Below are 25,987 nucleotides of genomic sequence, written 5' to 3'. Positions count from 1 at the left end.
ACTATCTTCCTCCTGCGTTTGAAAAATCCCATGCGTGTATCATCCTCATTTTTCCTGCCACATCATATCGTGGGCATATCTGTGCGTGTTCATCGGTTTGATGTAGTAATTTTTGAATTGAGTCCTCTTGATCATAACCAGTTTCACCAAAAATTTGACCAGACGATGTTAGGTAATGCCCTGCCTGCTTGAATAAGCGATGATAAAATCCTAAGCCGTGCTCACTAGCAAATAAAGCCAGCTTAGGCTCATTTTCAAGGACAGCCTGATCCATTGCCATAGTATCATCTGGGTCAATATACGGAGGGTTAGTCACAATTAAGTCATATCGTTGACCGATATTTTCAAATAGGTCACTTTTAATCAATGGTAATTCTAAGTTAAAATGCGCCATATTTTCTTGAGCAACGGTAAGAGCAGCGGGCGAAATATCACTTAAGCTTACCTTCCAGTTTGGACGTTCTAGCGCCAAAGTAATGCCAATCACCCCGCTGCCTGTTCCTAAGTCCAAAACTTTTAGCGGGCTAGCTGGCATTTCCTGTAGTACCCAATCAATCAGTTCCGCCGTCTCAGCTTCTGGAATTAAAACATTTTTGTTAATTTTAAAAGTTCGTCCATAAAATGGGGCCTGCCCAACAATATATTGAGCAGGCTCATGTTTAAGCAACCTTGTAATTGCGTCCTCCCACCATTTTACTTCATCAACCGGCATTTCATCACGATTATGTAATAGTAAGTGAGTTGCATCCCAGTCATGTAGCTGTTGAAGTAAAAATTGCGGTGCACTTGGATCAATATCAGTTCCTTGTAGCTGTTCTTTTGCCCATCGCTGAGCCATGAAGTAATTAGTTGGCACGAACCTACTCATTCCGGAGCTGCTCCAATTTTTGCGTTTGGTCAGCAACGATTAAAGCTTCAATGATTTCATCTAAATCACCAGCCATGATCTTATCAAGCTTATTTAAGGTTAAACCAATTCGGTGGTCCGTAACCCGGTTTTGCGGATAATTATAAGTCCTAATCCGCTCTGACCGGTCACCCGTCCCAATTGCGTCTTTCCGTTTTTGATCATAGGCGCTCTGTTCTTGTTGCTGGTAATAATCATAAACCCGTGACTTTAAAATCCGCATTGCCTTAGCACGGTTTTGTTGTTGGGAACGCTCATCTTGCATTGCTACAACAATCCCCGTTGGCAAGTGTGTCATCCGAACCGCTGACGATGTCTTATTAACGTGCTGACCACCCGCACCACTTGAACGGTAAACATCGACACGGATATCTTTAGGGTCAATATCAACGTCCACATCTTCAGCTTCTGGCATTACCCCAACGGTTGCAGTTGACGTGTGAACCCGGCCGGCTGATTCAGTAACAGGGACCCGTTGAACCCGGTGTGCCCCGTTTTCAAACTTAAGCTTAGAATATACTTTATCACCAGTAATCATCAGGGCAATTTCCTTAAAACCACCGACCTCAGTTTCATTACGGTCGACAACTTCTACTTTCCAACCCTGCTTTTCAGCATAGTGAAGGTACATGTTATAAAGGTCAGCCGCAAATAGGCTCGCTTCATCCCCACCAGCAGCTCCACGAATTTCCATAATAATGTTTTTATCATCATTTGGATCTTTAGGAATTAAAAGCAACTCAAGATCTTTTTCTAGTTGTGCCTGTTCTTCTCGCGCTTCTGCCAGTTCCTCCTTAGTTAAGGCGGTTAAATCATCATCATTAGTCTCGCGTAATAATTCTTCATCATCACTAATGGTTTGCGTAACTTTTTTATATTGATTATATTTCTCAACAGTTTCACGCAAGCTTCCTTCTTCCTTTGAAAGCTTCATAAAACGCTGGGAATCGGCAATTACTTCTGGATCACTGATCAACTCGTTTAATTCATCGTAACGGTCGGCAACCGCTTGAAGCTTGTCGAAAATTTCTTCCATTTCCATTCTTTATTATTCCTCCTATTATTTTAATTTGGGATGAAAATAGTGTTTCCGGCACACCGGGTAATATGACTCATTTCCCCCGATCTGGACCTGCTCACCCTCATATACCGGCTTACCATTATGAATTCGCAAATTCATCGTTGCTTTATGAGGGCAGAACCAGCAAATTGTTTTCATCTCTTCAATCTTGTCAGCATAAATCAGTAAGTATTTTGAACCTTCAAATAATTCATTACGAAAATCATTTTTTAATCCAAAAGCCATTACCGGAATATTCAGGTCATCAACAATTTTGATTAATTGTAGGACGTGCTCTTTCTTTAAAAACTGTGCTTCATCGATCAATACACAATATATCTTATGATCCATTTTGTTGACATAATCATAAATATTCGTGTCATCCATAATCGGCGTCACTTTACGCTCTAACCCAATCCGACTGGCAATAATTCCGCGCCCTGAACGGTCATCAACGCCGCTAGTCATCAAGACAACGGGCTTCCCTTGCTCTTCATAGTTATGAGCAACTTTTAAAATATCGATTGATTTTCCAGAATTCATCGCGCCATATTTAAAGAATAGTTGTGCCACTACAATTGCTCCTTTTTGTTTGCATAGTACCCTTCATTATATCCAAAAATTTGGATCATTTAAATACTTCTACATTAGGAAAGAGTTTTTTACATTGAATAACTTTAATCTTATAATAATTTCAGTTTAATAACTTTCTTTTTGTGATCGTAAAGTTTAGAATTAAACGGTAATTTAATCATCAATATTGTATTATTTACAATTGATACGAAAGGAATACATCTATTCATGACAGTTCGAAATTCATTTGCCGAATTTGCCGGACGGTCAAGCTACTGGTTCCTCCATACGTTTATGAACGGCGGAAGCTCGCTCCCAGGAAAATTAACTTTAAAGCTTGACCCAAATATTCTGCAAGCCTTTAGCAAAAAGTATGACCTTGTAATTGTAACAGGAACTAATGGAAAAACTTTAACTACCGCATTAAGCGTACGAGTTCTCCGTGAAAAATATGACCAGGTTCTCACTAACCCAACCGGTTCTAACATGGAGCAAGGAATTGTGACAACCTTTATTACTGCACCACGTCCAAAGAAAAAAGGACTTGCTGTTCTTGAAGTTGATGAAGCAAACGTAGTCAAAGTATGTAAACACATCACGCCAATTGCGTTTGTCTTTACCAACATTTTCCGTGATCAAATGGATCGGTACGGTGAAATCTATACCACGTACAATAAGATTTTGCAGGGGGTCAAATTAGCATCAAAGGCAACGATTATCGCTAATGGGGATGAGCAGCTCTTCAATAGTAAAGAATTACCTAACCCAATTATCTATTATGGCTTCAACCATGAGGAAAAAGAACCTTTTAACGCGCCTGCTAACACCGATGGCTTACTATGTCCCAAGTGCCAGCATATCTTAAAATATCGGATGCGTACTTATGCCGGGCTAGGTAACTATTTCTGTCCACACTGCGGTTTCCATCGTCCAAAATTAACGTATGCCGTTACAAAGATTAATAAACTTACCCCCACACACTCAACTTTTGAGATTGATGGACAGGAATATACAATTGGAATCGGCGGACTATACAACATTTATAATGCTTTAGCCGCTTATTCGCTTGGTCGTTTCTTAGGAGTAAGCCAGTCACAGATTAAGGATGCATTTGAATCAGATGAACGAGTCTTTGGTCGACAAGAAGTGATTAATATCGATGGAAAGCAGGTCACTTTGATTCTTGTTAAAAACCCAGTTGGCCTTAATCAAGTCTTAGATATGATTGAAACCGATGAAAAGCCATTTAGTTTTGCCTTCTTACTGAACGCTAATTATGCTGATGGTATTGATACTAGTTGGATCTGGGACGGTGACTTTGAAAAGCTTACTCGTCACCAAATTCCGCAATATATGACTGGTGGCGAACGGTATAAAGATATTACAACCCGGTTAACAATGGCTGGCGTGAACGAAATGTGGCATGAGCCGGACTTAACACAAGTAATTGATAAAATTAAAGAAATGCCTACTGAGCATGTTTATATTCTCGCTACCTATACAGCGGTTCTTCAATTACGTAAGCAACTAGCAGATAAAGGCTATATTAAGGGAGGAATGGACTGATGGCAAAATATCACTTGCACCTCGCCCACCTTTATGGCGACTTGTTGAATACCTATAGTGATGTTGGCAATATTATTGCTCTTCAATATTATGCTAAACAAATGGATACAGATATCGACGTCAAAGTTATTAGTATCGACAATGAGTTTAATCCCCAGGACTTTGACCTAGCACTCTTTGGCGGTGGTCAGGATTACGAGCAACTCGTTGTTTCCAAAGACCTTCCAAATAAGAAAGCAGGAATTAGTAAGTTTATTAACGACGGGAAACCCCTTCTTGCTATTTGTGGTGGTTATCAGCTTCTCGGTCACTATTATATCGGTGCTGGCGGTGAAAAGATTCCGGGACTTGGCATCCTTGATCACTACACGCTAAGCCAGGATAACCATCGTTTCATCGGTGATATCACTATTAAAAATGAAGAAAGCGGCCAAGAATATCACGGTTTTGAAAATCATAACGGTCGAACCTTCTTAGGAAAAGATGAACGGCCGCTTGGAAAAGTTATTTCTGGTAATGGGAATAACGGCGAAGACCACACTGAAGGGGCAATTTATAAAAACACATACTGCTCCTACTTCCATGGACCAATTCTTACAAGAAATGGTGAAATTGCTAAAAAGATTCTTTTAGCAGCCCTTGAACATAAATACCCAGATGCAGACTTGAGTAGTCAAAAAGCGCTTAAAATAAAGCCTACATTTTAGTAAGGTGACAACCAGTGAATCAAACAATAACATTTGTATTTACCATTATTTTCCTGCTTGAAAGTTTTTGGGAAGTTCGACTCTTCTCGCAGCTTCAAGCACTAGCTGTTCAAAATCCGGCAAAGATTCCACCACGGTTTGTAAAAGTAATACGTCTTGAGCGCCGTTGGAACTGGATCTCCTGGATACTAATCATCTTACTATTTCTTACCTCATCGAATTTCACAATTTTATGGGTAAGCCTCATCACATTAGTTGAAACCTATGTTGTTTGACGAATGGATAACATGAAAAGTAAAATGAATAGTGAAGATTAAAATTTAGAAAAAACATAAGAACGATAAAAGGCTCCAGTGCTCGGCAAAACCGAACTCTGGAGCCTTTTTGAGCTATACTATTCTAATTTAATTTCCGACATCATGTCCTTAAAAACTAATTTTCCCATTAATGATCAAAATGAGCGCAATCACACCTGCTAGTGCAATAACAGCTGCCAACCATTTTTCCTTTTTGCTCATTTTATTAGGAGCCCCTGCAAATAATGGTATTCCAAGTGCAAAAATAATCGCACTAGCAAATACATATTCAAGTCCAGAAGCAACTAACATATAAACAGAATACAGTGACGCGAGAATAGCAATAAGCTTAAAGCCAATCCCCAAGTTTTCGCGAATAGCTAATTTCAAGCCATATAATGCGGACAACAAGTAAGCAACTAATGTCATTGTTGCGGCTAAGGTATAAGCAATTGTGTACGCGGTTTGAAGCTGGGGAAGTAATAACACCAACAAGCATCCCTGCATAATTATCGTATATACAATCAATGCAAACCCCGGAACACTATGACGGTTAACAATCTTAAACGCGCGCGGCATGTCCCGATCGTAGCTTGTTACATATGCAATCTCCGGTCCAATCATAAACCAGCTTAGAAGAGCACCCAGCAGCGAAACTAATAAGCCGATTTTGATAATTAGGCTTCCAGCAACGCCTAATGCAGTATGGCTCAGAGCAGCAGCAAGCGGAACCGAGGTCTGACTTAGCTCCTTAGCTGTTAAAATCCCCATTGGAATAATTGAAATTGAGATATAAAGGACTAACACAATCACAAAACTAATAATTGTCGCCTTCCCAACATCTCGTGGCCGACTTGCTCGTCGGGACATTGAAACAGCAGCTTCGATTCCAACAAAACACCAGACAATCGTACTCATCGCACCACTGATCTGGTTACCAAATGATACATGCGTCTGATTGACCGCAAGAACAGTAGTCCAATCCGGAACATTAAAAATATGCGGCTGGAAAGCAAAAATCCCTATAACAACTACCAAGAGCAACGGTAGGATTTTTATAATCGTAATGACCGCGTTTAAGATGCTTGCTTCATGAACACCAAACCATGTGATAGCTGTATATCCCCATAAGATAATTGAGCCACCGATAAAGCACATCAACGGTGAAAGCTGGTGCGAACCTAACATACTATTTAAGGTTTTAAAGAAGAGTGAAATAAAGGCAATGTTACCAAATACTGCCCCCATCCAATATCCCCAAAAGGAATTGAAACCTACGTAATTACCAAAGCCTTCTTTTGCATAAGTATAAATTCCACCATTCATCTCCGGCTTAATAACAGAGAGTTTATAGAAGACTAATACCAGCGTTAAAATTCCTAGGCCGCCAATCAACCATGCGATTAATGCTGCCATTGGGTTTGCTTTCAAAATCAAATCGGTCGGACTATTAAAAATCCCACCACCAATAATCGTTCCTACAATTAAGGTGATTAAGAGGAAGAGATTTAATTTCTTTTCCTTCACCTTAATCACCTCACTTATAAATATTCTTCAAATGCGGAATAATTATACATTATTTACCTAGCTAATGGCAATAGTTCCATTGGCAACAAGCCAAATTGCGATGACACTAAGAATTAAGATTAATGCCATTGTCCACTTTTCAGCAGTTGTAACTTTACGATCATTTTCTTTACATGCTAAGTAATAAATGTAGAATCCAGGAATAAAACTAATTGAAACTAATAATACTTCTTGCCATCCAGCAAGGAACATACATGCGAACATGAATGCTGCAGAAAGCAAACCGATCGTGAATTGTCCCCATTCTTGATGTGCAGAACTGTATTTCATTTGGTAAAGTCCAACAAATAAGTATGAGAATAAAATTGCTGCACTACATAGTGAATATGCAAATTCATAGGCTTTATCAGTGAAAAGCAATGAGAACAAGAATATTGTTTGTAATACCGCAGTAATCATTAAGGAAGCAGTTGGTGCTTTTTTAGCATTAACCTTTCCCCAAACTTTAGGCATTGCTTTATCATCGGCAACCAGCATCGTCGTTTCAGCTGGAAGCATTGTCCAGGAAAGCCAAGAAACAATTGTTGAAATGATCAAACCAACGTTAATTAGGATTGAACCCCAGTTACCAACAGTTGCTTGAAGAACATGTCCAATAGCAGGCTGACCCATTCCAGCTAATTCTGCCCGGGTTAATGTACCATAAGGCAAAATTGAAATCAAAACATAGATGATTACTAAGAGGCCAAAACTAATTAAAGAAGCTTCCCGAGCGGCTGTAAGCGACTTAGCACGACTAGCCATAACAGAAGCACCTTCAACCCCGATAAATACCCAAATCAGCGTCATTAAGGTACCCTTCATTTGTTCCCAAACAGAACCCGTTGTCGTTCCTTGAGAAGCATTGTTAGCAACACGTCCCCAGAAGTCTGTCGTGAACATTCCAGCCTTAAAGCAAACAACCATCATAATGATGAAGATAACTAATGGTAACACCTTGCAGATTGTTCCGATCATATTAACAAAAGAGGCACTTTCAACACCATTGTTAACCAAAATCGTTAATAGCCAACAGAAGATGATGGCAACGATAATTGATGGTAAATTCTGACCACCCTTAAACGTTGGGAAAAAGGTCCCGATTGAACTCATTAGCATTGTCGCAAAGGCAATGTTTCCCAACCATGCAGACAGCCAGTAAGACCATCCGGAAATAAACTCGCCTAGTGGCCCAAATCCGGCTCCGGCATACGAGAAGATCCCGGAAGTAAGGTCTGGTCGTTTTTCTGACAAATTATTTAGGGAAAGAACCAACATTAAGAAACCAAGACCAACGAAAATCCAAGCCAATAAAGCAGGACCTGGTGCCGCAGCTGCAGCAACATCACTAGTAATACCAAATATCCCGGTACCGATACATGAACTTACAATTAAGGCAATTAGTTCGCCTTTACCGATACCTTTCTTTTGTCCATCCATAGAAATCCCTCCTATTCAATTTATGAATGCATGTGTTGAATAATTAAATCATAGACCATTTTAGCATCATCACTATTTTTACTAATGATAATCAAGGTATCGTTGCCAGCAAGCGTACCTACAACTTCCGGAATATCAAGTTCATCAAACATCCCCGCTAAGATTGTTGCATAACTAGAATTAAGCGCCGTCTTAACTACATTCATAAATTGAACTGTTTCAATTGTCCGGACATTATCATGAATACCCTGATATAGCCGTTCAAAGTTGTGTTCTGGTGTCACATGTAATTGAACGTAGTGTGTATGACCATTACCATCATTTGCCTTAACGATATTTAGTGCGTGAATATCACGTGAAATAGTTGCCTGGGTTGTTTCAAAACCCGCATCCGCCAACAATTTGAGCAACTCTTCTTGTGTTTCAATCTTGCGGTCATTAACCACTTGTTCAATATATTTTCGTCTTGCCTTTCGATCCATTCGTGTCCCCTTCTTATCAAGTTAATTACACTAAAATAATACAAGAAAAAGCAGCAAAATTATACCCTTTCTAAAATAACTCAGATAAATTTGCTGCTTTTAATATCTTATTTACTACTTAAGATCTTCACGAACAATTGGACATGACATGCACCGTGGACCACCACGACCACGTGATAATTCGCTTGAACGAACCTCATGAACGAGAATACCATGCTTACGCAGCAAATCGTTTGAGACATAGTTCCGGTCATAAGTTACAACTACACCAGGGGCAATTGCCAGCGTGTTAGAACCGTCATTCCACTGTTCACGTGGAGCAATAATCGGATCGCCGCCACCAGTAGGAATTAAATCAATTTCCGGCTTATCAAGTGCCTTCTTCAAAATTTCTTTAAGGTTCGTTTCATGAGTAATTGAAATTTCACCATTACTACTTGGGTGCATAATGTATGCATCAACATGACCACCATCACGTAAAATTGCTGGATGAACTGTAAATTGATCGTAATTAATCATTGTAAATACAGTATCAAGGTGCATCATTGCATGGTTATGAGGAATATGAATAGCAATTACTGTATCATAATTAGATTTTTCAAAGAGGCTTTCAGCTAATTCAGTAATGGCCTTAGCTGATGTCCGTTGAGAAATACCAATTGCTAATACATGGTCGCTGAGAACTAATTCGTCCCCACCCTCAATGCGGCCTTCTGGGTACCGGTTACGCCATACCTCAACACCCTTATCAGCAAATCGCTTGTTATGATTAATAATGTATTCAGTAAAGAGAGATTCACGTTGACGTGCCTTGAAGGTCATGCGATTAATAGTAATTCCGTCCCCGATACATGCCTGTTGGTCACGAGTAAAGTATGCATTTGGCATTGGATCCATGTAGAATGGGTAATCCTTGTCTTCTGCTAATTCAGCAAGAGAAGCATACTTAGTCTTAATTTCATCTTTCCGAACACCTGCAATGATCTTATCAACCATGTCCTTGGTGTTAAAACTAAGCAAGTACTCCTTTAACCCATCATGAATTGCTCCAGCAGCATAGCCTGATTCCGCAATGATCTTTTCAAGGAATTCTTCCTTAATATCATTATCTGCCAATGCATCCGTTAATAAATCTTCAAGATACAATACCTCAGCACCATTGTCCCGTAATGTTTGTGCAAAAAGGTCATGTTCTTCTTGAGCGATCGGTAAGTATGGAATGTCATCTACAAGCATCCGGTGAAGAATGTCAGGATAAACATTTTCAATTTCCTTACCTGGTCGATGCAACATAACTGTCTTAAGCTTCCCAATTTCTGATGTAACATGAATTGGACTTTGCATACAATATCACTCCTTTTTGAAGTATCACTTGACTACAATTACATGTTATTAGTTTGTGTAACCGTTGTCAAATGCCGATATATCAACATTTAGTGAATTAAATAAAAAGAAGTTATTAATATAAATTATTAACAGTTTTTATACATTCTGTTCATTCAAAACGTATATTTCATGAAAACGCTTATTCACATAACTGTATATAAATTTCACAAAGTTTTTTCTTTTTCATTCAAATAAATGGCAAAGAGATTGTCACGGGCATCCAAATATTCTTGATTTTTAGCACTTGGATGGACACGATTTGTTAAGACAATAAATCCTTGGTCAGCTTGACGGTCTAAAACCATCCAAGTCCCCGTAAAACCAGTATGACTAATTAAAAGATGACGGTCAGGACTTTGAGCATGGAAAAGTTTCCAACCAAGTGAGCGTGTGTGCGACCCCGGAATACGAGTTTGATCCCTAAAGAAGGCATCAATCATCGCGGAGGATAAAAGATTATTTAGGTTTGTTTCAATTAATGCTCGGCTAAAAATTGTCAAGTCCTCTAACGATGCAAACAAACCAGCACAACCACAGTGCTCGCCAAGAATATATCCCTTGGGATCATGAGTCTTCCCCTTGATTATTCCACGTTTAGCCTGGATCTCCGTTGGTACACACTTGGCGGGATCAGGAGTAAACGTTGCTGTCGGCATATTTAATGGTTTCAAGACTCGATCAGTAATTACTTTTTGAACCGGATCATTACAAATTCGTTCAATAATCCACCCCAAATATAGGTAGTTTACATCAGCGTACTTTATTTGGCGGTTTAAGCTATCCTCAACATGCATTCTTGTTAAGAAAGCCTTCTTTAGTTCCGCGGCATTAAGTTCGTTTCGATGTGGTATATACCCCGCAATTCCAGACGTATGCGTTAATAAGTTACGAATTGTCGGTCGCCCATCACTAAACTCTGGAAGATACTTATTAACCGGATCATCTAGTCCTATTTTTCCTTCTTGAACCAGCATTGCAATAACCGGAACAGTTCCGACTACCTTTGTAAGTGAGGCAACATCATATAACATGTTAGATTTTAATTTGGCTACGTCTGGATAAATCTGGGCCATCCCCGTTACTTCTTTTATCGTGTCGTTACCGTCAAAAATCAAATAGCTAACCCCTGGAACAATCCCTTCTTTAACCATTTGATGCAGCTTAGTAATCGTCAAGTCATACTTATTCATCATTAAAAGCTCCTTAATCCTTTAAGTGTTAATAATTTTAACGTAAATTCCTGGTGAGGGAAAATTTCTAAACAATTAGAAGATAACAGCCAATTAATTGTAACAAAAAAGTTAAAAATGTTACAAAAAGATTTCAAAAGGCGGTATAATATAAGTGTGATAATTTTCAGAAATTATATTAAGAGAGAATGAGGGGGTCATGAAAATGATGAAGATGACAAATAAAGTTTTAACAAGTTCGCTAGTAATTTTAACCGCCTTCGGACTAGCAGGATGTGCAAATAGTGCAGCGGCCCCAGCAACAAAAACCTCAACTGCTGCTACAAAGGTAAGTAAGCAAGCAAATTCTTCAACAAACAGTCAAAAAGCAATTAAGTCTCATTCTGATGTTTCAAGCGTAGAATCCAGTAATGACCAAAAAGCAAGTACATCATCGCAAACTTCCAATTCAACTAACATGCAGAATGCAAGCTCTGCTACTTACTCAGCTGTTGCTAATCACTCATCCCAAAATCAGGCAGCTTCAAGTAGCACCCCTGCGCAAAGCGATCAACAAGTTTTAACTAGTTTTGTTAAGTCAAGCGGGGTACAAAAAGATGGTAATCATTACTATGTAACACCGAATAAGCAAAATAATAACTACCAAATCGAAGTACGTAATAATCAGGGTGGCGACCCGAATATCGCTCACCTAACCGGTACTTATCAATATGATCCTGCCACAAATCAAATTCAAGAAATGAACCCAATTACTGGCAATTATGATAAATAATTAATTTTTACTTTTATTACTAATGGGCTTCAGCGTTCGATTTTACCGAACTCTGAAGCCCATTTTGCTTTTTTATATTTACTTAGACAGCAACGACTACGACATTGTTGCTTTAGAATAATCCCTTAAATGCAGCAAAGATTCCCTTTTTATTTGCAGTATTTTCGCTGCTAACAGGTTGTTCTTCCTTTACTACAGCTTCAGAATCATTAGTTCCATGTGGTGTTACAGCCACTAATTTCTTTAATTTAATAACATAGGTTTGCTTACCAGCAATAAAATGATGGTCCGTTGGGAAGTTATTTTCATCAAGAATATATCCTTGTTCCTCAAAAGACTTAATTTGATCAGCTGGATCATAGCTAAATTCATCGCCAGTCGTGCCTTTAACTGACTCGGTCTTTAATTCTTTTTCGTTTTGGTCAATAAACTTAACTAAAACTTCTGCTGGCTTAGCGGTGTAAAGAACACTTTCTTCACGATTTTCAGCATTCTCATCAACCTTTTCTGCTGGAAGAGTCGATGCTTCATAACCATCAATTGGTGTTGGAATATATTCTGGTAATACGCCAGCAGTCCAGTCTTGCCAAACGTCTTCTCCTGTTACTTCATCGTGTACGCCTAAATGAGTTGCAATAGCTTCCTGGGTTACTACTTGCTGTGTTTGATCCGGCATTGTGATTTTAATCGTTCTTGTTACACGATGCTCTTCTTTAAGCGGCGTTGTCTGGTGAGTCAGGTAAACATAATATTGCTGTTCAAGACTTCCTGCAAGGTACTTTCCTTTTGACGCTCCTTTATCCGCCTTAAATAATTTGTAACCAGCTTCTTCAAACTTCCAAAGTTTATTTGTATAGCTTTTACCTTCAGCTACTTCTAACTTTTGTGTGCGGCTTTTAATAATTTGCCCAGAAGTTGGTCTAACGATTGGTAGCCGGTCATCAGGAACATCAACGTAAAAAATTGTAACAGGTTGTGCTTGACGGTCTTCTTTGCTGATAACAATTTGATACTCTTTTACTTGGTTCCCGTCTTCAGCAGTGAATCGCGCATCATTAGATAATTCATTATCGACAACCACATAGCCTTCTTCTGCCAAATGATCAATCTTGATTGCCGAAAGATGATCAATTGGTTCACCAGTCAAGCCGGTAACAGTTTGTTCTTCAATTTGGTTGCCCTCTTCATCAACAAACTTGATCTTGACATCGACTTTCTTGGGACGATAGGTAACATCGATACTGCTGTCCTTAGAAGTTAGCGAAATCGGTTGGGCATCAACATTCTTACTTGAATATCCAGGAATGGTTGGAGCAATCACAGCTGGAAGGCTTGCTTTGCTCCAATCGCTCCATGTTTTTTCATTAGTAGTTTTATCAATAACACCATACCGTTGAATTCGGCCATCTTGCTTAATAACCTGTTTGGCTCCATCCGGCATATTAAAAGTAATCGTTCTTGTTACTTGGTGATCTTCATCAATTTTTTCAATTTTATGGGTAAGGTATACATAGTAATCCTTAGCAGGCTGCCCACCAGCATAAGTCCCTGTCTCGGCACCTTTGTCGTACTTAAAAATCTCGAAGCCGCTTTCTGCTCCCCATAATTTATTACGGTACGATTCATCGCCTTTACCAGTAAAAGTCTGAGTTCGTTCCTCAAGTATCTTCCCGTCGTCAGGTTGTAAGTCTTCTTTTGCCTTGCTAGTAGCAGTAACCAAGTCAACATAGTAAACGTTAATAGTTTGCTTATTTTCAACAATTGAAACATCAGTTGATGAAGTAATCAACATATTATCGTCTTCACTTCCATTAAGGAAATACCCAATTGTAACTGGATAGGTACCAGGGTTAGCATCTTCCAATTCAGAATCATCAACGATAAACGTTTGCTCAGGACTAACCGGTAATTCCTTATTATTAGCAGAAAGTCCGCTAACTTTTACAACTCCCGCATATGAATTCCATTCATCCTTTGTTTCCGCTCTTAAAGTAAAGCTCTGAGTAATAAGTAATTGGTGGATAACCACGTATGGAATAAAGTCTAATTTTTCCAAATCAAGTAAGGAGTTTGATGTCGTAAACGCATAGGCACCCATTAATTTTCGACCTGTTTCATCAACATCAACTGAATATCCCTTTTCTTGGATAGCACTTTGAATAGAATCTAAAGTAAAGAAGTATTGGCCCCCCTGCCACAAAACATCCTCAGAATCATCATCAATTGTGACCTCATCATTAAAATTACTAATCGCGTAAGGAACTTCACCAAGTGTTGGCATTATTTCTTGAATATCTTGGTCAAACACTTGATACCCATTATCTTCAGTTCGATCAAGGGCCATGAAACGAACATTTTTATAGTCATCATATGCAAAAATCGGCGTACTCAGACGGAAATTCAGTTTAGAGGTTGTGTGCTTATTAACCGTTAAATCATAAAAAGCGTACTCATTTAGGTTAAAGGTTTCTTGACTATTAAGATTTTCAATATTGATAATCTTAAACGGAAATTCAACTCGGTATGAACTATTTGGTAATAGCGAACCGAACACCATCACCGCAGTAACCTTTTCCCAGCTAAAATCATCCCGTTGCTTTAAGGTATCAATTGTAGAATATTCACCTTCATGCCCCTGATAACTATATGTAATGTCAAATCCAGGAATTACATTACCTTTTTCATCTTTATATTCTAATCCATCAAATTCATTAACTCGTGAACCATCAATAACAATTTGAGTTGCCCCCGCATTGCTTTCAAAAGACGGTAAAGTATATACTACTTCTACTGATTTAGCAGTTTCTGTGGCATTTTTCAAATGACCATAACCGCTAAAATCACTCGCTGAACGATAATTAACCAAAGCAGCAGTCTTTTTTAATTCATTTCGGCTGACTAGTGAACGGTCTTTCGTATGACTTTCGCTATTTGTTGCTTGTAGATACGTTCCATGTTGTAACCCATCTAAATCATCATTTAATTGGTATTCTCCTAATTCAGGATTATTTTTTATTACTGGTTCCCTACCACTTAACTCCTGCTGTTGTGCTGCAAAGTTAGGGACCGATTTTAATTCGGTTTCTAGTAATTGTGAATCGCTAAGTAAAGCAACACTTGAAGCAGATGCATCTCTCAACTTAATTTGTCTCCCGATAGTTTCAGTTGGAGTAAGTTTGACGCCAATTACCTTATCTTTTTTCATTTCCTCTGTCTCAAGCATTTTCTTATCCCCCTTATATGCTTTTATAGTTCGATAAACATTATTTCATCATTGAGTATAATATAATCATTTCTTATTTCAACACTGATAAATATTTTACTGCTGGAATCATTTTTTTATTTCATATCATTTTTGTTGATATATAGGTATCTAAGGGCACCTTAAATATAATAAAAAAGAACAAAAGAATAATTTTTCATATAAAAAAATTATCTTTTGTTCTTTTAAGGTGATAGTTTTTTTATCACAAGATATTTAAATGTTCATTATTAATATTGAGGTCCATCAGTAATAATCTCCATCATTTACTACTTCGGCATGTGAATTAGTACTATTGTTAACTTCCGCTCTCTGATTAGAAGTAGCTTCACCATGGTTTGAGCTATCTCTATTAACATTGTAATGCGGAGTTGGAGCATTATAAGCTCTACCATAATTCCGTGATGCGCCACCATTGTTCGATGTAGCAGTCGTAGAATTATTAGAAGTATTATTGCTGCTATTATTCTGAGTAGAAGCAGTTGAAGAACTAGCGTGTGACGATGCTGCAGAACTACTTGAGGAAGAAACAGCTGAAGAAGAATTGTTACTAGTCGAACTAGCGCTAGAAGAAGAGGAACTTTCTAAGTTACTGTTACCCTTAACTTTTAGCTTTTTAGTTACTTTTTGGTTACCACGTTCTGCAATGATATCGTAGGTTCCTGCTACATCAAATGTGTAACTATGATTAACAAGCGATTGGCCTTTACTTGCCTTAAAGGTTTTAACAATTTCTTTGCTCTTATGCCCACGAATCGTTAAAGTTATTTGTGGAGAAACCTTAAACTTAACCTTTGCTTCACCATTATCATTCAAAGATACCTTACGATCAAACTGAACCGAAACCTCTCCTAAGCTATCATTATTTGAGGCGGCATATTCAACGTTTTCAGTCTTATCAGTCTGAGCCGGCTTTGCTTCCTGACGATGTGAATGATGGATGCTTCCAAAAGCAATCCCACCGACACAAATCACTAAAACGGCCACTAATGTCCAATTTAAAAAGACACGTCCCCCACTAACAAAATTATTGCCGCTACGGTTCTTTCGTAGCTGTGAAATATATTGAGCAGCTAAAATAACAATCGCAATAATTGCTAATACTATCATTAAATTCATTACTCGCATAATTAATTCACCAAATCCGTCCTATTCTTTTCTATTTTACTCAAATCCATCATAGCATTAATTAAATCTTTTCTTAACGCTTTTCCTAAATTTGTAATACAAATAAAAAAATCTGCTACCCAATATTCCTGAGTAACAGACACAAGTGTAATCACCCGCACGGGGATCGAACCCGTAACTCCGCCTTGAGAGGGCGACGTCTTAACCAATTTGACCAGCGGGCAATAACGTACAAGTATGATTATACGTTATCCTCCCATATTCGTCAATCATTATTTCAATAAAACTTATCCTGATCAAGCAGGATCGATTCTGCTAGTAACACATCATTAAACAGCTCGTAAACATACTCTTGCATATTTTCCCGTTGTGAAACCATATCAAGATACTGGCGCTCTGCACGGAAAGCCCACAGGAGTGCCCGTTGTTCTAATTCACGCTCCTGGTCACTAAATTCTGTCCGCCAACTAGCCTGAATCCACTGACGCCAAAAATCACTAAATGAATTGGCGTTCTTTTGATCTTGTAAATCGTACAAAACACTTTGACGAACATTCTCAGGAAGATAGATTTTTTTAACAGCATTTATTCCCTCTTCAACCATTTCGTCCCGTAACCGATTTGTTTGCCGAATACTTTCTTTAACTGATAAATTATGCGGCAGCAAAAAACGAAAAATAATTGACGGCACGACCATACTTAACACAATCATCAACATTTCAGCAAGAATTATAATACCAAACTGTGAAGAAGAAACACTGTCAATAATCATATAGACTAGTGCAAGCGTTACTGCCCCGTGAACACCACCTAGAGCAAAAATAATGCTTCCTCGGTTAGTCATTCTTACGATCAAGCCATAGCAATAGCGAATAATAAGATTTACCACATACAATACTATCCCGATACTTATCCATTCAATATTAGTGTTGCCGACAACTAAATCAGCCCTAATAATTCGAACGACTAATAATCCTAAAATAATAAAGACCATGTTATTCAAAATCTCACGAAATAAGTTCATTAAGGTGATCCCATTGTGATACTGGCGTGGCAACACAAATCTACTCCGCATTCCCTCACTATTTTGCATTAAGCCAGCACAAACAACTGCAATAATTCCTGACACTTTAGCTTCTTCCGCAATAAAGTACACCACAAATGGAGTAATTAAAAATAACATATTTTGCGCATTATATGCAAAACGATTTGACCGTGTCAACAATTGTCGAAAGCTAATCATTAAAAGTGCCGCCAATATCCCAATCAACACGCCGCCACCAGCAGAACGCAAGAAGTCTACAAGAGTTTGTTGATAATTAAAGTGACCATTTTTTACCCATAATGCCATCGCACTGACTAGGATAATTCCTGAAGCATCATTAAATAACGACTCAACTTTTAAGATACTCTCTTGTTCTTCTGGGACAATCAATCCTTCTGAAACAGATTCAGTCGCCGTCGCATCTGTTGGTGTACTTAATGCTCCCATTAAAAAAGCAAGAGCCAATTGTACCCCTAACAACGATACTGCAAAGCCCGTGAAGATAGTGGCAACAAGCACCAAGAAAATTGCTGTTTGAATAATTTGCCAAAATTTTTTACCGACTAAATTCATTCTCGTTGTTTGCCCTTCAAAATAAATTAACGGGGCGACAATATACATAAAAACCTCAGACTTGAACGGTGCAACAAGCTCGTCCAGTGGAATAATTAACGCAAGTACAATCCCAACAAGAATACTTATATAGTTAATTGAAAAACGCGGAATAAAGCCAGCAATAATGCTGCTAAATACTGATGCAAGTAATAAAACAATCGCGGAAACAAGCATTACAAATCTCTCCTAATACAAATAAAGCTGTGACTTCTTTTGTCGCAGCTCAAACTTATGTTATTCAAATGATAGTTCTAACAAATATACTTTTTTCTCTGGTATATGACAAGTCGTTACCCATACATCATGATAATTTGTCTTTGTTCCGTTAGTCATTGCAAAATATTTATCAAGTAATTCGCCATTCTTAGCCACGAAGTCATTAGATAAACGGTTAACCATAAAACGATCAACTGGAAAGTAAAATGATGCATCAGCTATTTTTAGCGAATCATCAAATAAAATCATAATCGTATTAGTATACCGTGCTTTAATATTCCTAATTAATTCTGGATGATTTTTTAGTTTTGTTAAAACATAGTAAATAGAATCAGAATTACTAGCCATATTCTTCCCCTCACTTGACTGTAATTATAACAAATAACTAGTAAAAAGACATAAATAAAAAGCCTGTTAGATGAACCTAACAGACCTATTGTTATAATTGGGCATACTGGTCTCGAACCAGTAAATTATGGATTCAGAGTCCACTGCCTTACCAGTTTGGCGAATGCCCAATAAGATAAACTTACAACGATATATACTATACATGTAAGTTACCTAATAGTCAACCATTTTTTATTATTTTCTGAGTTCTGCTTGTAAACGTTGTCGTTGACGGTAGCATCGCCATTTTGTAACTAAATTAACAAACAAATGATGCTTTGAATTACACCAATAATCGACATCCGCCTGAATCTGGCGCTGAGTCCACTTATCATAGTCATGATGCAAATAATTATAATTTGCTAAGGCAGATTGCTTTTTCCATATTGCCGCCATTATAAATTGACTTCGCGTCCTTTGAACTTTATTATCAACATTTGCTAAGTCGACTGCTTTTACACCCATAACTTTGGCTGTCCCAATCGGCGGAGTTATTTTCTTACTTGGTAAATATGGAGCAAGCGGAACATTAATTAATGCATCAATAATTACTTCTTGCCAATCTTCACGAGTCTGGTAACGATGCATCAATCCCGGCTCAACATCATTTGCTAATAAATAATGACGTTCTACTCCCGAGCTTAATTGAACGCGAACTAAAAATACTGTTGACATTTTAAACACTCCTCAATATCACTTCGATAACATTTTACCGCAAAAGCTCGTTACTTTGTGCATTTTATAACAAAAAGTGTTTAAAAATTAATTCTTCCTAATTCTATATTACTTGATTGGCTCTTGAACAGTATCTTCTCCTGCAATTTTTGCATTATTCAGTAATAAAGATGAGCTGACAACGGAAACAGAACTAAATGCCATTGCGAGTCCTGCAAGTTCAGGACTAAGGGTAAAGCCAACAAAAGCAAATAACCCAGCGGCAATCGGTATTCCAACAACATTATAGATTAACGCCCAGAAAAGATTTAATTTAATTCGGTTAAAGGTCTTTTTGGAAATATCTAGTGCGCGGACAACACCGCGTAAATCATTTTGAACCAAGACAATTCCGCCAGAATCAATTGCAATATCTGTTCCTGATCCCATTGCGATCCCAACATCCGCTGTCGATAGCGCAGGGGCATCATTAATACCATCACCAACAAAGGCAACTTTCCGACCTTTATCCTGAAGCTTCTTAATTTGCTGTGCCTTATCATTTGGCATTACCTCTGCGATCACTTTATCAATTCCTACCTCATCAGCAATCGCGTGGGCTACTCGTTCATTGTCTCCTGTTAACATTACTGTCATAAGACCGCGGTTTTTCAATTCAGTAATTGCTTCTTTTGAGCTTGTCTTAGGTACATCTTGGATTGCAACTAGGCCGATAATTTTTTTATCTAGTCCAACGTACACAACCGTCTTGGCTTCTTTTTGCAATTGCTTTGCACGGGTAATCATTTCCTGGGAAATATTTACATCAACTAATAAACGGTTGCTACCGACGAACGCAATTTGGTTATTATAATTAGCACGAACACCCTTTCCTTCGATTGCTTCAAATTGATCAACTTTCACGGGCGAGATTTCTTTAGCTTGTGCTTCGTCGAGAATTGCAGCAGCCAAGGGGTGTTCCGATGACTCTTCAAGACTAGCAGCAATTGTCAGTACTCTTGTCGGATCACCAACGATATCAGTCACCACTGGCTTTCCAACCGTAATAGTCCCGGTTTTATCGAATACAACAGTGTCAATATCACTGACCTCTTGTAAAACTTCACCATTTTTGATGAGAACCCCCATTTTGGCACTTCTCGCAGTTCCAACCATTAAAGCAGTCGGCGTTGCTAAACCAAGGGCACAGGGACAAGCAATCACAATTACCGAAACAGCAAATAACAATGCTTGTACAAACGTAGCACCAATAAATGAATACCAGACCACAAATGTGATAATCGCAACAATCATTACTACCGGAACAAAGATATTTGAAATTTTATCTGTCAAATTCTGAATTGGTGCATGACTAGTCTGCGCCTTTTTTACTAAATCGACAATTTGTGCCAACATAGTATCGGTACCTACCTTAGTCGCCTTAAAAGTAATTGTTCCGTTGCCATTAATCGTAGACCCGATAACCGTATCACCTGCTTTTTTCATCACAGGTATGCTCTCACCGGTAACCATCGATTCATCTAATGAAGTTATCCCTTCTAAGATTTTCCCGTCTACCGGTACTTTTTCGCCTGGTTTTACATGAATAAGGTCACCAACCTGTACTTGGTCTAACGGTACTTTTACAAATTTCCCGTCTCTTAAGACCTCCGCATCCTTTGCTTGAAGTCCCATTAACTTACCAAGGGCACTAGACGCATTATTATGCATCTTTTCTTCCATTGCATCTCCCAGCAAAACGAAAACAGTAACAAAAGCTGCACTTTCAAAATAAACTGCCCTTCCAGTCATCATTGCAAAGATACTATAGAAATATGCTACCGCAGTTCCCGTCGCTACTAGGGTGTTCATGTTTGCGCTATGCTTCTTAAAAGCAGCAATTGCACTCTTCCAATACGGCAATGCTGAAATTGCCATAATAATGGTGGTAGTAATCAATGCTATCCAATTATAGCCCGGCATCATCCAGTGAAAGGGCATTGCAAGCATTTGGATCAGCATTGGAATCGCTAAGACAAATGAAATCCAAAATCGCTGAATGTTTGAAAGCTTCATTACTTCACAACAACCTTTCCATGAAACATGTCCATTCCACAAGCATAGTTATAGGTTGCCGGTTTATCTGTTGGAATATCAATAGTTACTTCCTTTTTGCCATCTAGTTTTTCATCAATACCAAGCTCTTTAAATACAACTTCATTCATACAGCCCATATTATTTGATGAAATAAATTTTAATTGCGCTGGTTTACCTTGTTTAAAAGTAACTGTTGCCGGCTTATAACCATGGTTTTCAGCATTAACTACTACTTTTTTAGTTTGATCTTTTGAAAAAATACTCATTATTTAACAATCACCTTTCCATGAAACATATCCATCCCACAAGCAAAATTAAACGTTTGTGCCTTATCTGTAGGAATACTAATTGTCGTAATCTTTTGCTTTGTTAAGTCCTTATTAACTCCTAATTGTTCAAAAACTACATGTGATAAACAAGCAGTAGAGTCACGCATATCAAAGTTAACCTGTGCTGGTATCCCCTTTTTCAAAATCACCGTTGATGGTGAATACCCACCGTTAACTACAATTGTCGCCGTTTGTTCATCATTAACAATTGTTGAATTTGCGGCAGCTTCTGTGTGTTTTCCAAAGAACCACCAAATAATAAAGGTAATTAAGAGCAGCGCAACAATAATAACTGCAATCCTCAACATTCCCACCTTCTCTCGTTTACAATTGTAATCATATTATGGTTATAGCTTACTATTTAAGTTTACAAATGTCAACATATAAAGAACGACATTAAATAATGGACGTTTTAGTAGTTTTTAATTAAAATTTGATTGTCAGGAGGTGTAACTAATCAAACGATTTAATTTCTCATTAATTTTATTTTACTTATTATTCTTCGGTGGTATTATCTGGTTTTATCAAAATAATTCTACTTTTCAAGAACAATTTAATATTGGCATCCATAATGCACAAGTCTTCACTCAATCATGGTTACACCGAATAACCGGCAAAGAAATCGCCACGCCAACTATGCAAAGCACCGATCAGCAAGCAGACACACAAGATACGCCTACCGATGCACGGTGGCAGCAGAACTCTGCGACTATTTATATCGACATCAAGAATCCAGTATTAAAGAATGCTACTGAAACCGCAATTACCCAATGGAACAACACCGCAGCTTTTACCTTCAAAGTAGTTAACGATAAAAACGCTAATATTACTGTTTCAGCCGTAAATGATCCAAATAATGGAGCAGCTGGGCTTACTAATACAAGTATGAACTCTGCAACCGGATATTACCTTCATGCCACGGTTGAACTAAATTCCTATTATCTATTGAATCCTGCTTTTGGGTACTCCCAGGAACGAATCGTCAATACTGCAGAACACGAACTAGGACACGCAATTGGTCTACAACATACTGACAAAACTTCTGTAATGCAGCCAGCTGGTTCATATTACCCTATTCAACCACGGGACATTCAAGCTGTTAAAGCCTTATATTCCAGCACTCCACACCCTGTCATTGTAGAGGGAAATACGAACAAATGAGCAACAAAATAAAAAAAGTCTGACTCCCTCCTTAAAGAATTGGTATGGTAAAATGAAATAGAAAATCTAATTGGAAAGAGTATTTGTATGTCAAATAAAAAAGTTTTAGGTACAGCAATGATTATCACTGCCTGTACTTTTTGGGGTATTTCAGGGCTTTTCGCAAAGGCCCTTTTTAATGTCAGCAGTTCAATTACATCCATGTGGCTAACACAGGTACGGATGATATCGGCAGGAATTATTTTAGTCTTATTAAGCCAAATTCGTGGTGAACATCCCTTCCGAATTTTTAAGGATCTTCACTCTGCATGGATTATCTTTGCATATGGCGTTTTTGGGCTTGTTCCCGTTCAATATGCCTATTTTATGGCTGTTCAATATGGAAATGCATCAATCGCAACAATTCTCCAGTTTATTGGCCCATTTTTTATCATTGCCTATCAAGCTGTCTTTCGTCACCTTCCACCACGACGGATTGAAATAATTAGTGCAATTATTGCTTTTTTAGGTGTTTTTATTATCGCAACTCATGGGCAATTCAACCATTTAGCCATGACGCTTAGTGTTCTTATATGGGGAATAATTTCTGCAATTGGTGTCGCAACCAATACCCTTATTCCGCAAGACATGCTTCGAGAAGGGCAGGTTCCTTCACTGATTATTACTGGCTGGGGACTACTATTTGCCGGGCTAATTTTATTACTTATCCATCCCAACCAACCACAAGTTCCCAACATTCCATCAGTTTGGCTATACACATTAGGAATTCTGATTATTGGGACGATTATCCCCTTCCAATTGGCTAATAATTCATTGAAATATATTGATGCAACAACATTTAGTTTGATGGACGCATTTGAGCCTTTATCGGCCACGATTGGTTCTGTCCTAATCTTTCATTTGCAAATGACAGGAGCAGATATTCTTGGATCAATCTTAGTTATTGTTGCAGTTCTGGCAATTAATATTCGTATTCCACAGAAAATTAAAGAATAAAAAAGGAAAGTGATTTAGGATTTTTTACCTAACCACTTTCCTTTTATTAATTATCGCGAATAACTGTGCCGACTTTGCCTGCAAGAGCATCATCAAGACCATCTAATGAAGTAATTAATGCCTCACGTTCTGGATGACCTTCAACAAATGAAAGACACGCCTCAATCTTAGGCAACATACTACCAGCAGCAAATTGGTCTTCTTTCATGTATTGCTGAGCTTCCGCAACGTTCAATGTCTTGAGTGCTTTTTCATCCGGCTTTCCATAGTTAATATAAACATGGTCAACCGCAGTTAAGATGATTAATTTATCAGCATCAATATTGTCAGCTAAAAGTGCACTTGAACGGTCCTTATCGATAACCGCTGGAACTCCTTTTAGTCCCTTATCACTAATGATAACAGGTACACCACCGCCACCACCGGCAATAACAAGCTTATCTGCATCAATCAAAGTCTTAATACTATCAAGCTCCATAATCTTCATCGGCAATGGAGATGGAACAACTTGACGATACCCACGTCCAGCGTCTTCTTTAAAGGTATAACCCTTTTCTTTTGCAATCTCATCAGCTTGCTCTTTAGTGTAAAAATCACCAACCGGCTTTGATGGATTCTCAAAAGCTGGATCATTAGGATCAACCGCAATTTGGGTCACGATTGTTGCAACGCTCTTATTCATCCAACGACGGTGCAATTCATTTTCTAAGCTTTGTTGTAAATGATAGCCAATGTATCCTTGGCTCATAGCACCGCATTCTGGAAATGGAAAAGCTGCAGTTTTACCATTTTCGGCAGCAAAATTCATTCCTAAATTGATGGCACCAACTTGGGGACCATTACCGTGACTAATAACCACTTGATTTCCCGCGGCAATTAAACCAATTAAGGAAGAAGCTGTATTTTTTACAAGTTTTAACTGTTCTTCGGGTGATTTGCCTAATGCGTTTCCCCCTAAAGCAACGACTACTTTAGCCATGGCAAATGCCTCCTAATTAGTTCTTTTCACCTAAAGTTGCAACCATGACTGCCTTAATAGTGTGCATCCGGTTTTCAGCTTCACGGAAGACAACTGAATGTTCACTTTCAAAGACTTCATCAGTAACTTCCATTTCCTTTAAACCAAACTTCTTCTCGATTTCCTTACCGACTTCAGTATCAAGGTTGTGGAATGCAGGAAGACAGTGTTCAAAGAGAACATTAGGATTTTCAGTTGCCTTCATAACATCCATCGTTACTTGGTATGGCTTAAGGAGGTTAATCCGCTTTTCCCACATATCGTCAGATTCACCCATTGATACCCAAACATCAGCATAGATTACGTCCATTCCTTTGACACCTTCCTTGATGTCATTAGTAACGACAATCTTTGCACCAGTCTTGGCAGCAATTGCGTTAGCCTTATCTAATGTTTCCTTAGTTGGTTCCAATTCCTTAGGAGTAACAACATGGTATTCCATGCCCATTACTGCAGCACCAAGCATCAATGCATTTGAAACATTATCTTGACCATCGCCAACAAAAGCAAACTTAATATCCTTGTATGGCTTCTTCAAAACTTCATGAGCTGTTAAGAAGTCAGCAAGTACTTGTGTTGGGTGATCTTCATCAGTTAAACCATTCCATACGGGAACACCAGAGTACTTAGCTAAAATTTCAACATTACGTTGGGAGAATCCACGATATTCAATACCATCGAACATTCCACCAAGAACACGAGCAGTATCCTTAACTGATTCCTTGTGACCAATATGTGAGCCTGAAGGACCAAGGTAAGTTACATGAGCACCTTCGTCTTTTGCGCCAACTTCAAAAGAACAACGGGTACGAGTAGAACTCTTTTCAAAGATCAAAGCAATGTTTTTGCCTTCAAGATTCTTTCCTTCTGTGCCGGCATACTTAGCCTTCTTTAGGTCTTCTGCAAGGTCAAGCATGTATTCCATTTCCCGAGTGTTAAAATCTGCAAGAGTTAAGAAACTACGATTACGTAAATTAAAAGCCATTTTTATTTCCTCCTAAGGTCTTAATACAATTACTATAATAGGAAAAAGTTTCAAAATACTTCAAACAGCTTCAAAAAATACCTTCAAAAAATTTAGATATTTTCTAACATCAAGTCCTTTGTTCACAGTGATGTAAGCGGAAACAGCTT

Annotated in this window: 24 protein-coding genes and 2 tRNA genes; 6 read left to right on the top strand and 20 right to left on the bottom strand. The window is 38.3% G+C overall.

The genetic code is table 11. The features are described from left to right. Position 1: 1 nt before the first annotated feature. The 3 genes from prmC to IEU90_RS05485 are packed head-to-tail and all read right to left on the bottom strand — an operon-like array spanning position 2 to position 2,540. Complete coding sequence (gene prmC / locus IEU90_RS05495) at positions 2 to 868, bottom strand: peptide chain release factor N(5)-glutamine methyltransferase (protein WP_153710161.1); 867 nt, start codon at positions 866 to 868, stop codon at positions 2 to 4. Beyond that, the gene (gene prfA, locus IEU90_RS05490; RefSeq protein WP_182597494.1) at positions 861 to 1,943 is read right to left on the bottom strand and encodes a peptide chain release factor 1; all 1,083 of its coding nucleotides are present in this window, start codon (positions 1,941 to 1,943) and stop codon (positions 861 to 863) included. The genes prmC and prfA overlap by 8 nt, the downstream gene beginning before the upstream one ends. 24 nt (positions 1,944 to 1,967) lie before the next feature. Then, the gene (locus tag IEU90_RS05485; protein ID WP_188357841.1) at positions 1,968 to 2,540 is read right to left on the bottom strand and encodes a thymidine kinase; all 573 of its coding nucleotides are present in this window, start codon (positions 2,538 to 2,540) and stop codon (positions 1,968 to 1,970) included. 228 nt (positions 2,541 to 2,768) lie between these two features. Between IEU90_RS05485 and IEU90_RS05480 the strand changes: the two genes are divergently transcribed. Genes IEU90_RS05480 through IEU90_RS05470 form a run of 3 tightly spaced genes read left to right on the top strand, consistent with a single transcriptional unit; the run spans position 2,769 to position 5,088 of the window. After that, positions 2,769 to 4,106, top strand: a complete 1,338-nt coding sequence (locus tag IEU90_RS05480) for a Mur ligase family protein (protein WP_188357840.1) — start codon at positions 2,769 to 2,771, stop codon at positions 4,104 to 4,106. Further along, complete coding sequence (locus IEU90_RS05475) at positions 4,106 to 4,813, top strand: type 1 glutamine amidotransferase (protein ID WP_153710158.1); 708 nt, start codon at positions 4,106 to 4,108, stop codon at positions 4,811 to 4,813. The genes IEU90_RS05480 and IEU90_RS05475 overlap by 1 nt, the downstream gene beginning before the upstream one ends. 14 nt (positions 4,814 to 4,827) lie before the next feature. Continuing rightward, positions 4,828 to 5,088: a hypothetical protein gene (locus IEU90_RS05470; protein ID WP_188357839.1), complete on the top strand. Its 261-nt coding sequence runs from the start codon at positions 4,828 to 4,830 to the stop codon at positions 5,086 to 5,088. A 150-nt stretch (positions 5,089 to 5,238) separates the two neighbouring features. Here the strand turns inward: IEU90_RS05470 and IEU90_RS05465 are convergent, their stop codons facing one another. The 5 genes from IEU90_RS05465 to IEU90_RS05445 form a co-directional block, all read right to left on the bottom strand. Beyond that, a complete protein-coding gene (locus IEU90_RS05465; protein ID WP_188357838.1) occupies positions 5,239 to 6,645 on the bottom strand; it encodes an amino acid permease in 1,407 nt (468 codons plus the stop codon). A gap of 48 nt (positions 6,646 to 6,693) precedes the next feature. Continuing rightward, positions 6,694 to 8,115: a basic amino acid/polyamine antiporter gene (locus tag IEU90_RS05460; protein ID WP_182602919.1), complete on the bottom strand. Its 1,422-nt coding sequence runs from the start codon at positions 8,113 to 8,115 to the stop codon at positions 6,694 to 6,696. Between the two features lie 20 nt (positions 8,116 to 8,135). Beyond that, positions 8,136 to 8,597 carry an arginine repressor gene (locus tag IEU90_RS05455; RefSeq protein ID WP_153710156.1) on the bottom strand — a complete coding sequence of 154 codons (462 nt, stop codon included), beginning with the start codon at positions 8,595 to 8,597 and terminating at the stop codon, positions 8,136 to 8,138. A gap of 114 nt (positions 8,598 to 8,711) precedes the next feature. Then, positions 8,712 to 9,941: an arginine deiminase gene (gene arcA, locus IEU90_RS05450; protein ID WP_153710155.1), complete on the bottom strand. Its 1,230-nt coding sequence runs from the start codon at positions 9,939 to 9,941 to the stop codon at positions 8,712 to 8,714. A gap of 206 nt (positions 9,942 to 10,147) precedes the next feature. Continuing rightward, positions 10,148 to 11,173: a serine hydrolase domain-containing protein gene (locus IEU90_RS05445; RefSeq protein ID WP_188357876.1), complete on the bottom strand. Its 1,026-nt coding sequence runs from the start codon at positions 11,171 to 11,173 to the stop codon at positions 10,148 to 10,150. 205 nt (positions 11,174 to 11,378) lie between these two features. Between IEU90_RS05445 and IEU90_RS05440 the strand changes: the two genes are divergently transcribed. After that, a complete protein-coding gene (locus tag IEU90_RS05440; RefSeq protein ID WP_153710154.1) occupies positions 11,379 to 11,945 on the top strand; it encodes a hypothetical protein in 567 nt (188 codons plus the stop codon). 112 nt (positions 11,946 to 12,057) lie between these two features. Here IEU90_RS05440 and IEU90_RS05435 read toward each other — a convergent pair whose 3' ends face one another. The 10 genes from IEU90_RS05435 to IEU90_RS05390 all read right to left on the bottom strand — a co-directional run bounded on the left by IEU90_RS05435 (position 12,058) and on the right by IEU90_RS05390 (position 21,986). Further along, positions 12,058 to 15,168 (bottom strand): mucin-binding protein, encoded by a 3,111-nt coding sequence (locus tag IEU90_RS05435; RefSeq protein WP_188357837.1) that lies wholly within the window; start codon positions 15,166 to 15,168, stop codon positions 12,058 to 12,060. Positions 15,169 to 15,453: 285 nt separating this feature from the next. Beyond that, on the bottom strand, positions 15,454 to 16,335 hold the full coding sequence (locus IEU90_RS05430) for a hypothetical protein (RefSeq protein ID WP_229723605.1): 882 nt from the start codon (positions 16,333 to 16,335) through the stop codon (positions 15,454 to 15,456). A 151-nt stretch (positions 16,336 to 16,486) separates the two neighbouring features. Further along, positions 16,487 to 16,559 (bottom strand) — tRNA-Glu (locus IEU90_RS05425). Between the two features lie 53 nt (positions 16,560 to 16,612). Then, positions 16,613 to 18,169, bottom strand: a complete 1,557-nt coding sequence (locus IEU90_RS05420; RefSeq protein WP_153710142.1) for a cation:proton antiporter — start codon at positions 18,167 to 18,169, stop codon at positions 16,613 to 16,615. Between the two features lie 60 nt (positions 18,170 to 18,229). Further along, on the bottom strand, positions 18,230 to 18,559 hold the full coding sequence (locus tag IEU90_RS05415; protein WP_153710141.1) for a hypothetical protein: 330 nt from the start codon (positions 18,557 to 18,559) through the stop codon (positions 18,230 to 18,232). Positions 18,560 to 18,656: 97 nt separating this feature from the next. Continuing rightward, positions 18,657 to 18,729: transfer RNA gene (locus IEU90_RS05410), tRNA-Gln, on the bottom strand. Positions 18,730 to 18,793: 64 nt separating this feature from the next. Beyond that, entirely contained in the window at positions 18,794 to 19,273 is a 480-nt protein-coding gene (locus IEU90_RS05405; RefSeq protein WP_188357836.1) for a DUF7679 family protein, read from the bottom strand. A gap of 108 nt (positions 19,274 to 19,381) precedes the next feature. Next, positions 19,382 to 21,328 (bottom strand): copper-translocating P-type ATPase, encoded by a 1,947-nt coding sequence (locus IEU90_RS05400; RefSeq protein ID WP_153710139.1) that lies wholly within the window; start codon positions 21,326 to 21,328, stop codon positions 19,382 to 19,384. Further along, positions 21,328 to 21,615 carry a cupredoxin domain-containing protein gene (locus tag IEU90_RS05395; protein WP_153710138.1) on the bottom strand — a complete coding sequence of 96 codons (288 nt, stop codon included), beginning with the start codon at positions 21,613 to 21,615 and terminating at the stop codon, positions 21,328 to 21,330. The genes IEU90_RS05400 and IEU90_RS05395 overlap by 1 nt, the downstream gene beginning before the upstream one ends. After that, positions 21,615 to 21,986 carry a cupredoxin domain-containing protein gene (locus IEU90_RS05390; protein ID WP_153710137.1) on the bottom strand — a complete coding sequence of 124 codons (372 nt, stop codon included), beginning with the start codon at positions 21,984 to 21,986 and terminating at the stop codon, positions 21,615 to 21,617. Before IEU90_RS05390 ends, IEU90_RS05395 begins: the two co-directional genes overlap by 1 nt. A gap of 328 nt (positions 21,987 to 22,314) precedes the next feature. On the opposite strand from IEU90_RS05390, the gene IEU90_RS05385 reads away from it, so the two are divergent. Further along, positions 22,315 to 22,839: a matrixin family metalloprotease gene (locus IEU90_RS05385; RefSeq protein WP_225431294.1), complete on the top strand. Its 525-nt coding sequence runs from the start codon at positions 22,315 to 22,317 to the stop codon at positions 22,837 to 22,839. Positions 22,840 to 22,926: 87 nt separating this feature from the next. Continuing rightward, complete coding sequence (locus IEU90_RS05380; RefSeq protein WP_188357834.1) at positions 22,927 to 23,835, top strand: DMT family transporter; 909 nt, start codon at positions 22,927 to 22,929, stop codon at positions 23,833 to 23,835. A gap of 46 nt (positions 23,836 to 23,881) precedes the next feature. Here the strand turns inward: IEU90_RS05380 and arcC are convergent, their stop codons facing one another. Beyond that, positions 23,882 to 24,814 (bottom strand): carbamate kinase, encoded by a 933-nt coding sequence (arcC, locus tag IEU90_RS05375; protein ID WP_153710135.1) that lies wholly within the window; start codon positions 24,812 to 24,814, stop codon positions 23,882 to 23,884. A gap of 16 nt (positions 24,815 to 24,830) precedes the next feature. Beyond that, positions 24,831 to 25,838, bottom strand: a complete 1,008-nt coding sequence (gene argF / locus IEU90_RS05370; protein WP_182597764.1) for an ornithine carbamoyltransferase — start codon at positions 25,836 to 25,838, stop codon at positions 24,831 to 24,833. Positions 25,839 to 25,987: the final 149 nt, after the last annotated feature.

The sequence above is a fragment of the Limosilactobacillus caviae genome (genome assembly GCF_014635905.1).
GTDB lineage: Bacteria > Bacillota > Bacilli > Lactobacillales > Lactobacillaceae > Limosilactobacillus > Limosilactobacillus caviae.
The sequence above is the reverse complement of the archived record's forward strand: the minus strand, read 5'-3'. Positions and strand labels throughout refer to the sequence as shown.

What these genes read in the sequence shown, in the direction of transcription:
- prmC (WP_153710161.1), bottom strand. Translation starts at nt 868, where the DNA reads ATGAGTAGGTTCGTGCCAACTAATTACTTCATGGCTCAGCGATGGGCA.
- prfA (WP_182597494.1), bottom strand. Translation starts at nt 1,943, where the DNA reads ATGGAAGAAATTTTCGACAAGCTTCAAGCGGTTGCCGACCGTTACGAT.
- IEU90_RS05480 (WP_188357840.1), top strand. Translation starts at nt 2,769, where the DNA reads ATGACAGTTCGAAATTCATTTGCCGAATTTGCCGGACGGTCAAGCTAC.
- IEU90_RS05475 (WP_153710158.1), top strand. Translation starts at nt 4,106, where the DNA reads ATGGCAAAATATCACTTGCACCTCGCCCACCTTTATGGCGACTTGTTG.
- IEU90_RS05460 (WP_182602919.1), bottom strand. Translation starts at nt 8,115, where the DNA reads ATGGATGGACAAAAGAAAGGTATCGGTAAAGGCGAACTAATTGCCTTA.
- IEU90_RS05455 (WP_153710156.1), bottom strand. Translation starts at nt 8,597, where the DNA reads ATGGATCGAAAGGCAAGACGAAAATATATTGAACAAGTGGTTAATGAC.
- arcA (WP_153710155.1), bottom strand. Translation starts at nt 9,941, where the DNA reads ATGCAAAGTCCAATTCATGTTACATCAGAAATTGGGAAGCTTAAGACA.
- IEU90_RS05445 (WP_188357876.1), bottom strand. Translation starts at nt 11,173, where the DNA reads ATGAATAAGTATGACTTGACGATTACTAAGCTGCATCAAATGGTTAAA.
- IEU90_RS05440 (WP_153710154.1), top strand. Translation starts at nt 11,379, where the DNA reads ATGATGAAGATGACAAATAAAGTTTTAACAAGTTCGCTAGTAATTTTA.
- IEU90_RS05435 (WP_188357837.1), bottom strand. Translation starts at nt 15,168, where the DNA reads ATGCTTGAGACAGAGGAAATGAAAAAAGATAAGGTAATTGGCGTCAAA.
- IEU90_RS05430 (WP_229723605.1), bottom strand. Translation starts at nt 16,335, where the DNA reads ATGCGAGTAATGAATTTAATGATAGTATTAGCAATTATTGCGATTGTT.
- IEU90_RS05420 (WP_153710142.1), bottom strand. Translation starts at nt 18,169, where the DNA reads ATGCTTGTTTCCGCGATTGTTTTATTACTTGCATCAGTATTTAGCAGC.
- IEU90_RS05415 (WP_153710141.1), bottom strand. Translation starts at nt 18,559, where the DNA reads ATGGCTAGTAATTCTGATTCTATTTACTATGTTTTAACAAAACTAAAA.
- IEU90_RS05405 (WP_188357836.1), bottom strand. Translation starts at nt 19,273, where the DNA reads ATGTCAACAGTATTTTTAGTTCGCGTTCAATTAAGCTCGGGAGTAGAA.
- IEU90_RS05400 (WP_153710139.1), bottom strand. Translation starts at nt 21,328, where the DNA reads ATGAAGCTTTCAAACATTCAGCGATTTTGGATTTCATTTGTCTTAGCG.
- IEU90_RS05395 (WP_153710138.1), bottom strand. Translation starts at nt 21,615, where the DNA reads ATGAGTATTTTTTCAAAAGATCAAACTAAAAAAGTAGTAGTTAATGCT.
- IEU90_RS05390 (WP_153710137.1), bottom strand. Translation starts at nt 21,986, where the DNA reads ATGTTGAGGATTGCAGTTATTATTGTTGCGCTGCTCTTAATTACCTTT.
- IEU90_RS05385 (WP_225431294.1), top strand. Translation starts at nt 22,315, where the DNA reads ATGCAAAGCACCGATCAGCAAGCAGACACACAAGATACGCCTACCGAT.
- IEU90_RS05380 (WP_188357834.1), top strand. Translation starts at nt 22,927, where the DNA reads ATGTCAAATAAAAAAGTTTTAGGTACAGCAATGATTATCACTGCCTGT.
- arcC (WP_153710135.1), bottom strand. Translation starts at nt 24,814, where the DNA reads ATGGCTAAAGTAGTCGTTGCTTTAGGGGGAAACGCATTAGGCAAATCA.
- argF (WP_182597764.1), bottom strand. Translation starts at nt 25,838, where the DNA reads ATGGCTTTTAATTTACGTAATCGTAGTTTCTTAACTCTTGCAGATTTT.